This window comes from Pseudooceanicola sp. NS-SX8 (assembly GCF_057380755.1).
Map to the genome: position 1 here is coordinate 3,393,790 of NZ_CM170819.1, position 11,976 is coordinate 3,405,765.

At 68.0% G+C, this 11,976-nt stretch carries 11 protein-coding genes; 4 read left to right on the forward strand and 7 right to left on the reverse strand.

All coding sequences use genetic code 11. The features are described from left to right. The 3 genes from AC2IR1_RS15605 to AC2IR1_RS15615 all read right to left on the reverse strand — a co-directional run bounded on the left by AC2IR1_RS15605 (window position 1) and on the right by AC2IR1_RS15615 (window position 3,209). A complete protein-coding gene (locus AC2IR1_RS15605) occupies window positions 1–498 on the reverse strand; it encodes an O-acetyl-ADP-ribose deacetylase (RefSeq protein WP_486472891.1) in 498 nt (165 codons plus the stop codon). Further along, entirely contained in the window at window positions 495–1,472 is a 978-nt protein-coding gene (locus tag AC2IR1_RS15610; RefSeq protein ID WP_486472892.1) for an NAD(P)H-dependent flavin oxidoreductase, read from the reverse strand. The genes AC2IR1_RS15605 and AC2IR1_RS15610 overlap by 4 nt, the downstream gene beginning before the upstream one ends. A 135-nt stretch (window positions 1,473–1,607) precedes the next feature. Beyond that, window positions 1,608–3,209 carry a carboxyl transferase domain-containing protein gene (locus tag AC2IR1_RS15615; RefSeq protein WP_486472893.1) on the reverse strand — a complete coding sequence of 534 codons (1,602 nt, stop codon included), beginning with the start codon at window positions 3,207–3,209 and terminating at the stop codon, window positions 1,608–1,610. A 131-nt stretch (window positions 3,210–3,340) separates the two neighbouring features. On the opposite strand from AC2IR1_RS15615, the gene AC2IR1_RS15620 reads away from it, so the two are divergent. Next, window positions 3,341–3,943, forward strand: a complete 603-nt coding sequence (locus AC2IR1_RS15620) for an OmpW/AlkL family protein (RefSeq protein WP_486472894.1) — start codon at window positions 3,341–3,343, stop codon at window positions 3,941–3,943. A 77-nt stretch (window positions 3,944–4,020) separates the two neighbouring features. On the opposite strand, the gene AC2IR1_RS15625 is transcribed toward AC2IR1_RS15620, so the two are convergent. From AC2IR1_RS15625 to AC2IR1_RS15635, 3 genes are all read right to left on the reverse strand, one after another. Beyond that, window positions 4,021–5,184, reverse strand: coding sequence for an isovaleryl-CoA dehydrogenase (locus AC2IR1_RS15625; protein ID WP_486472895.1), 1,164 nt, complete (start codon window positions 5,182–5,184; stop codon window positions 4,021–4,023). 170 nt (window positions 5,185–5,354) lie between these two features. Further along, window positions 5,355–6,548, reverse strand: coding sequence for a DegT/DnrJ/EryC1/StrS family aminotransferase (locus tag AC2IR1_RS15630; RefSeq protein ID WP_486472896.1), 1,194 nt, complete (start codon window positions 6,546–6,548; stop codon window positions 5,355–5,357). Between the two features lie 34 nt (window positions 6,549–6,582). Beyond that, on the reverse strand, window positions 6,583–7,245 hold the full coding sequence (locus tag AC2IR1_RS15635; protein ID WP_486472897.1) for an HAD-IIIA family hydrolase: 663 nt from the start codon (window positions 7,243–7,245) through the stop codon (window positions 6,583–6,585). Between the two features lie 238 nt (window positions 7,246–7,483). On the opposite strand from AC2IR1_RS15635, the gene glmU reads away from it, so the two are divergent. The 3 genes from glmU to AC2IR1_RS15650 are packed head-to-tail and all read left to right on the forward strand — an operon-like array spanning window position 7,484 to window position 11,408. Further along, window positions 7,484–8,839: a bifunctional UDP-N-acetylglucosamine diphosphorylase/glucosamine-1-phosphate N-acetyltransferase GlmU gene (gene glmU / locus AC2IR1_RS15640; RefSeq protein ID WP_486472898.1), complete on the forward strand. Its 1,356-nt coding sequence runs from the start codon at window positions 7,484–7,486 to the stop codon at window positions 8,837–8,839. Continuing rightward, entirely contained in the window at window positions 8,839–10,662 is a 1,824-nt protein-coding gene (glmS, locus tag AC2IR1_RS15645; RefSeq protein ID WP_486472899.1) for a glutamine--fructose-6-phosphate transaminase (isomerizing), read from the forward strand. The genes glmU and glmS overlap by 1 nt, the downstream gene beginning before the upstream one ends. Beyond that, window positions 10,659–11,408 (forward strand): DNA alkylation repair protein, encoded by a 750-nt coding sequence (locus tag AC2IR1_RS15650; RefSeq protein ID WP_486472900.1) that lies wholly within the window; start codon window positions 10,659–10,661, stop codon window positions 11,406–11,408. Before glmS ends, AC2IR1_RS15650 begins: the two co-directional genes overlap by 4 nt. On the opposite strand, the gene AC2IR1_RS15655 is transcribed toward AC2IR1_RS15650, so the two are convergent. Next, window positions 11,409–11,897 carry a hypothetical protein gene (locus AC2IR1_RS15655; protein ID WP_486472901.1) on the reverse strand — a complete coding sequence of 163 codons (489 nt, stop codon included), beginning with the start codon at window positions 11,895–11,897 and terminating at the stop codon, window positions 11,409–11,411. Between the last annotated feature and the right edge of the window lie 79 nt (window positions 11,898–11,976).

Here is an 11,976-nt window from a genome sequence, read left to right on the forward strand (position 1 = left end):
TCAGCCATCGACCGCCTCCCTCAGGATCTCTTCCTGCCGGCTGTCGAAGGCCACCAGCAGGATCTCCATCTCGCCATGCGCCGCCTGCCAATCCCGGCAGGCCGCCACCGCCACCTGCGCCGCCTCTTCCGCCGGATAGCCGTAGACGCCCGTCGAAATCGCCGGGAAGGCCACCCGGTGCAGCCCCGCCTGCGCCGCCAGATCCAGCGACGCGCGATAGCAGGAGGCCAGCTTCGCGGCCTCCCCCGCGCCGCCGCCCTTCCAGACCGGTCCGACGGTATGGATCACGTGCCGGGCCTTCAGCCGGTAGCCCTTCGTCATGCGCGCCTCCCCCGTGGGACAGCCCCCCAGCCCCCGGCATTCCGCCAGCAACTCCGGCCCGGCGGCGCGGTGGATCGCCCCGTCCACGCCGCCCCCGCCCAGAAGGGAGGAATTGGCCGCGTTGACGATGGCATCGACATCCAGCGTGGTGATGTCGCCCTTCCAGACACCGATCATGCGCCTGCTCCCCTTCCTGCCAGCCTCTCTTCGGCCACGGTCTCCATTTCCTGCAGGATCGCCGCCGCCGGGCGTATCTCCCGGATCAGGCCGACCCCCTCGCCGATCACCGGCCCGGCGATCGTCGTGTCGCCAATGGCAGCGGCCTCGACCCATTGCGCCCGCAGGTCGGGCCGGGCCGCCAGCTCCTCCAGCCGGTCCTCCCAGGCATCGCCGAAGGCGCTGCGCAGCCCCCGCAGATCCCATTGCGCGGGCCAGTCCTTCTGCCGCGCCACATCCCACAGGCGCGACCGGCAGGTATCGTCCCCGCCCGCCGCCAGCACCGCAAGGCGCTGCCCCTCCGGCACCAGTGCCTCCTCCGCCGCCCAGAAGGCCGTCCCGCACAGCGCGCCATCCGCGCCCAGCATCAACGCCGCCGCAAGGCCCCGGCCATCGGCAATCCCTCCCGCCGCCAGCAACAGCACCTCCGGCGCATGGGCCGCCAGGAAATCCGCCACCTCCGGGACCAGGGTCATCGTGCCCCGCCGGGCGCCATGCCCCCCGGCCTCCGTGCCCTGGGCCACGATGACCGCCGCCCCCGCATCAAGCGCCGCGCGCAACTGCTCCAGGTCCTGGACCTGCGCCGCCACCGGCACGCCGGCCCCCTGCGCCCGCGCGGCGGGGGCCGCAAGATCCCCGAAGGAGAGGAACAGCAGCGCCGGATCCCGCGCCAGCACCTCCTCCAGCAGCGCCTCGCCCGCCGCGCCCTGCGCCGCCAGCGCCCAGGTGATCATCCCCAGGCCGACCCGGGCATCGCCTGCGGCCGCCATCTCCCGCCGGATCCACCCCGCCTCGGCATAGCCGCCGCCGATCAGGCCAAGCCCGCCCGCACGGCTGACAGCCGCCGCAAGCCGCCCGCCCGCGACCCCCGCCATGGGTGCCTGCATCACCGGGGCCCGCAGGCCGAACCGTTCCGTGAACCGTGTCGCGATCATCCCTGATTTCCTTCGCTTGCCTTCTGTCGCCTGCCCTGCGCCCAACGGCACGCCATCCCGCCCCGGCGTTGATACGCACCGCCGCTATACCGACGTTATACCGACGTGAGACCGACATGCCGATTTCGCCCGTTTTCACATCCTGAAGACGCCGAAACGGCTCTCTTCAATGGGGGCGTTCAGGCTCGCTCCCAGGCTCAGCGCCAGCACGTCACGGCTCTTTCCCGGGTCCACGATCCCGTCATCCCAGAGCCGTGCCGAGGCATAAAGAGGATGGCTCTGCCTTGCGAACTGCTCCTGCATGGGCCGCTTGAACGCCGCTTCTTCCTCTGCGCTCCAATGCGTACCGCGCCGTTCCAGCGCCTCTCGCCGGACCTGGGCCAGAACGCCCGCGGCCTGGTCGCCGCCCATCACGGCGATGCGGGAGTTGGGCCAGGACCACATGAACCGGGGGCCATAAGCCCTTCCCGCCATGCCATAATTCCCCGCGCCATAGCTGCCGCCTATGACCATCGTGATCTTTGGCACGGCAGTACAGCTGACGGCCGCCACCATCTTGGCCCCATGCCGGGCGATCCCCTCGGCCTCGTATTTCCGGCCCACCATGAACCCCGTGATGTTCTGCAGAAAGATCAGCGGGATCTTCCGCATGGAACAGAGTTCGACAAAATGCGCCCCCTTCACCGCGCTTTCGGAAAACAGCACGCCGTTGTTGGCGACGATCCCCACGGGCCAGCCATCCAGATGGGCAAAGCCGCAGACCAGCGTCTCCCCGAAGCGCGCCTTGAACTCGTCGAACCGCGACCCGTCCACCAGCCGCGCGATGACCTCCCGCACGTCATAGGGCACCTTCGGATCGGCGGGCACGACCCCCAGCAGCTCTGCCGGATCATGGGCCGGAGCCTCGGGTCGCTGCCGGGCCACGACGGGCGCATTGCGGTTCAGCGCCGCCACCTCCGCCCGGGCGAGCGCCAGCGCATGGGCATCGTCCTCGGCCAGGTGATCGGCCACGCCCGACAGGCGGGTATGCAGATCGCCGCCGCCAAGGTCTTCTGCCGTCACGATTTCCCCGGTCGCGGCCCGTACCAGCGGCGGCCCGGCCAGGAAGATCGTCCCCTGCTCCCGCACGATGATCGTCACGTCCGACATCGCGGGCACATAGGCGCCCCCCGCCGTGCAGGAGCCCATCACCACGGCGATTTGGGCGATCCCCTTCGCGCTCATCCGCGACTGGTTGTAGAAAATCCGGCCGAAGTGGTCACGATCCGGGAAGACCTCGTCCTGGTTGGGCAGGTTGGCGCCCCCGCTGTCCACCAGGTAGACGCAGGGCAGATGGTTTTCCTCCGCGATCTCCTGCGCGCGCAGGTGTTTCTTGACCGAGATCGGGTAGTAGGTGCCGCCCTTCACCGTGGCGTCGTTGCACAACACCATGACCTGCTGCCCCGCGACCCGGCCCACGCCCGCGATGATCCCGCCCCCCGGTGCCGCCCCGTCGTAAAGGCCATGCCCCGCCGTGGCGCCGACCTCCAGGAAGGGCGAGCCGGGGTCCAGAAGCCCCGCCACACGATCGCGTGGCAGCATCTTGCCCCGTGACAGATGCCGGGCCCGGGCCGCCTCCCCGCCGCCCGCCGCTGCCAGTGTTGCCGCCGCGCGCACCTCCTCCAGGGCCGCCTCATGGGCCGCGACATTGGCCCGGAACTCCTCCGATCCCGTCAGGATGGCAGACCTCAGCTTCATGACCGCCCTCCGCCTCTCTGTGCCAAACCGCCGCAGGATCCTGCTTTCATGTCAGTCACTTGACCCAGATCAAAGCTGCGACTCTCCTGCGGGCGCAAGCCCGGGCCCATGACATTCTGAAAGGACATCCCATGCATATCCGGACCATTCTCCTCTCCGCCACGGCCCTTCTGGCACTGGCGGCGACCGGTGCGGCCGCGCAGCAGAAGGGCGATATCACCCTTGGCCTGGGCCTGGGCTACGTGAACCCGAAGGACGACAACGGCACCCTGACCGCGGGCGACGTGACCATCGGCGATGACACCCAGCTGACCCTGACCCTGGAATACTTCCTGACCGACAACCTCGGCGTAGAGGTTCTGGCGGCCACCCCCTTCACCCATGACATCAACCTCAACGGGTCCAAGGTCGGCACGGTGAAGCAGCTGCCGCCGACGATCTCCCTCAACTACCACTTCACCAATGCCAGCGCCGTCACCCCCTTCGTGGGCATCGGCGTGAACTACACCACCGCGCTGGACGTCGACTCCTCCCTCGGCAACCTGAAGCTGGATGACAGCTGGGGCCTCGCCGCCCATGCCGGTCTCGACTACCGGATCGGAGAGAACAGCCAGATCCGCGCCGACCTGCGCTGGATCGACATCGACATGGACGCCTCCCTGAACGGCAGCGACCTCGGCACCGCAGAGGTCGACCCGATCGTGGTCGGGGTCTCCTACATCTACACCTTCTGATCCTGCAGGTTTCGGGGGACAGGGGCGCATCCATCGGATGCGCCCTTTTTCATGGGGAAACGGGACCTGTCGACGTCTCATCCCATGGCCGCCATCAGCTCGCGCCCCACCAGCATGCGCCGGATTTCCGAGGTGCCCGCGCCGATCTCCATCAGCTTGGCATCCCGGAAGAGCCGCGCCACAGGCGCATCCGCCAGGAACCCCGCCCCGCCAAGTGCCTGCACCGCCTGATGCGCCACCACCATCGCCTCTTCGCTGGCGTAAAGAACGCAGGCCGCCGCATCGGCGCGCGTCACCTCTCCCCGGTCGCAGGCCTTCGCCACCTCGTAGACATAGGCCCGCGCCGAATTCAGCTTGGTGTACATGTCGGCGATCTTGCCCTGCATCAGCTGGAAGGATCCGATGGGCTGGCCAAACTGCCGCCGCTCGGCCACGTAGGGCATCACCTCGTCCAGGCAGGCGGCCATGATGCCGGTGCCGATGCCCGACAGCACGACCCGTTCGTAGTCGAGGCCGGACATCAGCACGCGCACGCCCCGCCCCTCCTCTCCCAGGACATGTTCGAACGGAATTTCAACGTCGTCGAAGATCAGCTCGGCCGTGTTCGATCCCCGCATCCCCAGCTTGTCGAAATGCGGACTGGTGCTGAACCCCTTCATCGACTTCTCGACCAGGAAGGCCGTGATCCCCTTGGACCCGGCCTCCGGATCGGTCTTGGCATAGACCACCAGCACATCGGCATCCGGCCCGTTGGTGATCCAGTACTTGTTGCCGTTCAGCACGAAACGGTCGTTCTTCTTCTCCGCCCTGAGCTTCATCGACACCACGTCGGATCCGGCACCCGGCTCGCTCATCGCCAGCGCGCCGACATGGGCACCCGACACCAGCCCCGGCAGGTAGCGCGCTTTCTGCTCTGCCGTGCCGTTCAGCCGGATCTGGTTGACGCAAAGGTTGGAATGCGCCCCGTAGGACAGGGAAACGGAGGCCGAGGCGCGCGCGATCTCCTCCACCGCGATGACATGAGCCAGGTAGCCCATGCCGGTGCCGCCGAACTCTTCCTCCACCGTCAGACCCAACAGGCCCATCTTTCCCATCTCGCGCCACAGCGCGGCAGGAAAGACATTGTCCCGGTCAATCTCGCCGGCCAAAGGCTTCACCCGATCCCGGGCCCAGACATGCACAGCCTCCCGCAATGCATTGACGTCCTCGCCCAGATCGAAGCGCATGGATGCAGTGAACATCGGGCTCCTCCTTCCCGTTTATGAACACTCGTTCACAACACTAGAAGGAAGCCCCCGCGCCGGTCAACAGCCAGGCACCGGTGGCCAGACACCCGCGCGATTTCGCCCGGCGAAATCGCCAGGCATGGAATGCGCCGCAGGCGCGCCTTTGGATTACGTCAGATCCCGGATCAGGCCGCCTGCCAGACGGCCCCGACTTCCGACCGGATGATCCGCGCCAGCAACGCGCAGTCCTCCAGGCTGAAGGTCAGCGGCAGCCGCATGTCCAGGATCCCCTTCAGCACCCGGTCGGTTTGCGGCATCGGATGGCTTTCGGCATAGCGCCAGCTGTCATAGCGGGAGGTGAAGCCCACCGGCTCCGCATCCCCGAACCACTTCAACTCGACCCCGCGGGCGGCGCAGCGCGCCACCACGTCCCGCACCGCCTCCTCGGCCCAGTCCAGAAGCAGGAACTGGATGGACGACCCGACGTAGCGCTCCTCCGCGGGCCGTTCGATCACCGTCAGGCCGGGGGTGCCGCGCAGCCCCTCCTCCACCACCCGGTAGCGCGCATTCCAGTTTGCGCATTGCTGCGCAAGCGTTGCCAGCTGCGGACGCAGGATCGCCGCGCGCAGGTTGTCCATGCGGCCCGAAACGTTGGGCGTGTCATACTTGACCCGCTCGAAGACCTCCGCCCCCGGCGCCGCGAGGTGCTTGGAATAGAGCATGTAGCTGCCCGAAAGGATCACCGCCCGCGCCGCAAGCTCCTCGTCATCGGTCACGAGGAACCCGCCCTCACCCGAATTCATGTGCTTGTAGGTCTGGGTGGAATAGCAGCCGGCAATGCCCTGCCGCCCGCTTTCCTGCCCGTTCCAGGCCGCGCCCATCGTATGCGCGCAATCCTCGATCACCTTCACGCCCGCCGCATCGCAGATCGCCATCAGCCGGTCCATGTCGCACAGATGCCCGCGCATGTGGCTCAGCAGCAGGAACTTCGCCTGTCCGATCTTGGCCTCCAGGTCGTCCAGCTCGATGACAAGGCTCTCCGTCACCTCGACATAGACCGGGTGCCCGCCCACGGCGGCAATCGCCCCCGGCACCGGCGCCAGGGTGAAGGCATTGGTCAGCACCGCATCGCCCGGCTTCACCCCCGCGGCCCGCAGCCCCGTGGTGATGGCGATCCCCCCGGAGCCGAGCGCGACGCAGTATTTCGCCCCCACCAGGTCGGCAAATTCGCGTTCCAGCAACGCGGCCTCTCCCGCCTCGCCCGGCACGGTGTTGTAGCGGTGCAGGCGCCCCGTGCGCATCACTGCCACCGCGGCCTCGATCGCCGCCTCCGGGATCGGTTCCTGCTGGGTGAAGCTGCCGGTAAACCGTTCGGTCATGATCCGTCCTTCCGGGTTGTCTGCGTCGCGGATGTCACAGAGCCAGCCCGGCGACCACGCCGGGAAGCTCGTCGAAATGCCCGATCAGCGCCTCGGGCTCCAGCGCGGCCATGTCCTCCCCCGAGGGGCCGAAGCCCACCAGGATCGACGGCACGCCCGCCGCACGGGCCGTGTTGCGGTCGGTGTCGCTGTCGCCCACCAGGCAGCAGCGCGCGGGATCGGCCCCGACACGGCGCGCGGCCTCGCGCAGGGGCTCCGGGTCCGGTTTCTTCACCGTCAGCGTATCGGCCCCCACCAGCGCCCCGAAGTCGCCCAGCACGCCCAGTTCCCCCAGCAGCATCCGCGCCAACCCCTCGGGCTTGTTGGTGCAGATCGCCACGGCGTGGCCGTCGGCCTTCAGCGCCGCGACCGCCTCCATCGCCCCGGGGTAGAGCACGGTATGGGTCGCGATGTCGCCCTTGTAGGCCTCCAGCAGGTGGAAATAGTGCCGCAGCATCTCCTCCTCGCTCACCGGGCGCTCGACCCGCGAAAAGCCCAGCTTCAGCATCGCCCGCCCGCCGCGCAGCGCCGTGCCCGCATCGGCCGGCGTCAGCAAATCACCCAGCCCCTCGGCCCGGAAACAGGCATTGGCAGCGGCCAAAAGGTCCCCGCTGGTATCGGCAAGGGTTCCATCCAGGTCAAAGATGACGGCGCGCATGAAGGTCCTTTCCGCCGGGCTCCTCCCCGGCAGGGTTTTGCCCGCATTGTTGCGGACCGAAACCCAAGTTGATCGCCCCGCGCGGCCCCCGGCCTTGCGCAGCCTTGCCCACCGGATAAAACGGGCGCGAACAAAGGACAATGGCCCGCAAGCGGAAACGCCCGGGTCGAGGCTATCGAAGCGGCCCGGGTGCACCCCGGACCGGCATCAGGCGGGCAAAGACCCGCAAGGGGGCAGAATGAGCACGGCACTGGTGATCCTGGCAGCGGGCAAGGGCACGCGGATGAACTCGGACCTGCCCAAGGTCCTGCACGAAATCGCGGGGGCGCCGATGCTGACCCACGCCATCACCTCCGGCCTGGCGCTGGAACCTTCGCGCGTCGTCGTCGTCGCGGGCCATGGCGCCGAAGCGGTCGCCGCCGCCGCCGAAGCGGCCTTCCCCTTCAGCCAGATCGTCCTACAGGAAGAGCAGAAGGGCACCGCCCACGCCGTCGCCCAGGCGCGCGACGCGCTGGCCGATTTCGACGGCGATGTCCTCGTGCTCTACGGTGACACCCCCTTCATCCGCCCCGAGACGCTGGAGGCGATGAAGGCCGCCCGTTCCCGTCATGACGTCATCGTGCTGGGCTTCGAAGCAGCCGATCCCGCGCGGTACGGCCGGCTGGTGATGGAGGGCGAAAGGCTCGACCGGATCGTCGAATTCAAGGATGCATCGGATGAGGAGCGCCGCATAACCCTTTGCAACTCCGGCGTCGTCTGCGCCGACCGCGCGCTGCTCTTCGACCTGCTGGCGCAGGTTGGCAACGACAACGCGGCGGGCGAATACTACCTGCCCGACGTGGTGGGCCTGGCCAATGCGGCGGGCCATTCCTCCGGCGCCGTAACCTGCGCCGAAGCGGAAACCCTGGGCGTCAACTCCCGCGCCGAACTCGCCCGCGCCGAAGGCCTCTTCCAGTCCCGCGCCCGCGCCGAGGCGCTGGAAAACGGCATCACCCTGCAGGCCCCCGAAACCGTCTACTTCTCCTTCGACACCTTCATCGGCGGCGACACCGTGATTGAACCCAACGTGGTCTTCGGTCCCGGCGTCACGGTGGAAAACGGCGCGCGCATCCGCGCCTTCTCCCACCTCGAAGGGTGCCACGTCAGCCGTGGCGCCACCGTCGGCCCCTACGCCCGCCTGCGCCCCGGCGCGGAGCTGGCCGAGGACGTCCATATCGGCAACTTCGTCGAGGTGAAGAACTCCATCATCGACCGCGGCGCCAAGGTGAACCACCTGACCTATATCGGCGACGCCGACGTGGGCGAGGCCACCAACATCGGCGCGGGCACCATCACCTGCAACTACGACGGCGTGATGAAGCACCGCACCGTGATCGGCGCACGGGCCTTCATCGGCTCCTCCACCATGCTGGTGGCCCCGGTAACCGTGGGCGACGAGGCGATGACGGGCTCCGGCTCCGTCATCACCTCCGACGTGGAGCCCGGCGCCCTTGCCATCGGACGCGCACGGCAGGTTACCAAGCCCGGCATGGCGCGGAAATTGTTTGAAATCCTCAAGTCCAAAAAAGCCGCCAAGGCGAAAGAGGCAGAGTAATGTGTGGAATTATCGGGTACCTGGGCAAGCATGAGGCCGCGCCCTTTCTCGTCGAGGCGCTGAAGCGGCTGGAATACCGCGGCTACGACAGCGCGGGCATCGCCACGGTCAACGCAGGTCGGCTGGACCGTCGCCGCGCCGTGGGCAAGCTGGTCAATCTTTCCGACGTGCTGGTGCATGATCCGCTGCCCGGCAAGTCCGGTATCGGTCACACCCGCTGGGCCACCCATGGCGGCCCGTCCGAGATCAACGCCCACCCCCACAGGGTCGGCAAGGTCGCCGTGGTCCACAACGGCATCATCGAGAACTTCCGCGAGCTGCGCGCCGAACTGGCCGACGCCGGTCTCGTGCCCGAAACGGAAACGGATACCGAAACCGTCGCCATGCTCGCCGCGCAATACGTGGCAGAGGGGCTTTCCCCGCAGGAGGCCGTCGCCCGCACCCTGCCGCGCCTCGAGGGCGCCTTTGCCCTGCTCTTCCTCTTCGACGGGGAAGAGGACCTGATGATCGCGGCCCGCAAGGGCTCCCCCCTTGCCATCGGCCATGGCACCGGGGAAAACTACGTCGGCTCCGACGCCCTGGCCCTTGCCCCGCTGACCGACCGGATCACCTACCTCGAAGAGGGTGACTGGGCCGTGGTCACCCGCGAAAGCATCACCATCTACGATGCCGCCGGGGCACAGGTGAGCCGCCCGGTGAAACAGGTGACCCTGGACAGCGCTCGGGTGGACAAGGCCGGTTACAAGCACTTCATGGCCAAGGAAATCGCGGAACAACCCCAGGTTCTGGGCGATGCCCTGCGCTTCTACCTGACCGAAACGGGTGACGGCATCACCCTGCCTGGCGACGGCATCGACTTCACCGCCATCGACCGGCTGACCCTGGTGGCCTGCGGCACCGGCTACTACGCCTGCCTGACCGCGAAATACTGGTTCGAACAGATCGCCCGCCTGCCGGTGGAGGTCGATGTCGCCTCCGAATTCCGCTACCGCGAGCCGCCGATCAGCCCGCGCACCCTGGCGCTCTTCGTCTCCCAGTCGGGGGAGACGGCCGACACCCTGGCGGCCCTGCGCTACTGCCAGGGCAAGGCCGACAAGATCCTGGGCCTCGTCAACGTCGCCGAAAGCTCCATCGCGCGGGAAAGCGACCTTGCCCTGCCTATCCTCGCCGGGACGGAAATCAGCGTCGCCTCCACCAAGGCCTTCTCCTGCCAGCTGACGGTGCTGCTGACGCTGGCCCTCGAAGCGGCGCGCCAGCGTGGTGCGATCACCCCCGAACGGCTTTCTTCCCTGCTGTCCGCGCTGCGCGGCGTCCCCGCAGTGATGAGCCGCCTGCTCGACGACATGGACGCCACCGCCGACATCGCCCGCCAGCTGTCGGAGGCCCAGGACGTGCTCTTCCTCGGGCGTGGCCTGATGTATCCGCTCGCCCTGGAAGGCGCGCTGAAGATGAAGGAAATCAGCTACATCCACGCCGAAGCCTATGCCTCTGGCGAACTCAAGCACGGGCCGATCGCGCTGATCGACAAACATGTGCCGGTGGTCGTCATGGCGCCCCGCGACGGGCTCTTCGACAAGACGGTGTCGAACATGCAGGAGGTGATGGCGCGCGGCGGCAAGGTGCTGCTGATCTCGGACCGGGCCGGTCTCGCCTCCGCCCAGGATGGCATCTGGCAGAGCATCGAGATGCCGCAGGTCGATCCGGTGCTGACCCCGATCCTCTATGCGGTGCCCGCGCAGCTGATCGCCTATCACACCGCCATCGCCAAGGGGACCGACGTCGACCAGCCGCGCAACCTGGCCAAGTCGGTGACGGTCGAATGACCCTCGATGACGCGCTGGACGCGCTGAAAGCCCATGCCGATGCCGACCGCGCCGATGGGGCGGCGGCCTACCACAAGGTGCCCCGCAGCTACCTCGGCGTGCCGAACCCGGTGATCAACGATCTGGCGCAGGAGTGGCGCCGGTCGCTGACGCTTGAAAACCGGCTGTCGCTGGCCTCCGCCCTCTGGCAGACCGACATCCACGAGGCACGCATCGCCGCGGCCAAGCTGCTGACCCAGGCCCGCATCCGGCCCGACGACGCGCAGGTCTGGTGGCTGATCTGTTCCTGGGTGCCCGATTTCGACGCCTGGGCCATCGCCGATCACGTCTGCATGGCCGGCCAGCGCCGCATCATGGCCGATCTCTCCCGACTGGAAGAGGTAGAGGCCTGGACCACCCACGAAGACCTCTGGACCAAACGCGCGGCCCTGGTGATCACCCTCGGCCTGACCCGGTCGAACCATCCGGGCGCGGCCGAAGCCGCCGCACGCCAGCGGGTGCTGGGCTGGGCGGCGGGCTATGTCTCCGACAATCGCTGGTTCATCCAGAAGGCCGTGGCCTGGTGGCTGCGTGACCTCTCCAAACATGATCCCCAGGCTGTCGCGGCCTTCCTCGCGGAACACGGAGACGGCATGCGCGGCTTTGCCCGCAAGGAGGCGGGGAAGTACCTGCCGCAGGAGTTGAAGCCCGATCCGGCCAACACCCCGGAGGCCACGCCAGAGGCACCTTCCGGAGAGGAGGGCTGATCAGCCTGCGCTGATCTCCACCTCTGCCAGGGCGGTCAGGGACAGGCCAAGCGCCTGCATCGCCTGCAGGGACAGGCGCGATCCCGATCCCGGCGCACCGCCCGTCGGGATCAGCCGCACCGAAATCACCTTCCCGGTGTCCAGCGCCCGCACCTTGCCCGCCGTCTCGGCGGTCACGAAGGGCGTCTTCAGCCACATCCCCGGCTCCGTCGCCGTGCCAAGCGTCGCGATCGAGGTGCCCAGCACACCCGAGGCGGCGGTGCCCGGCGCCGCGACTGCCGCGCTTTCCTCCGCCTCCGCCCCGTCATCGCGGGATTTCGGCCGCATCGTCCAGGCCTCACCGGAAGAGGAATAGGCATCCCCAGCCACATCCCCTGTCTCCTCCCCGGCGGGATCGGCACCACGTCCGAAGGGGTTCAGGTCGGTCAGCGCCGTCTGCGAACAGGCGGAAAGGACGGGAATCACGAGAAGAAGGCGAAGTTGTTTCATGCCCGAATGCTAGCGCATCCGTCGCAGGCGGCAATCGCCTTGGTGTCGAGTGACCCACGAATGACCCTTGTCGGCGGCC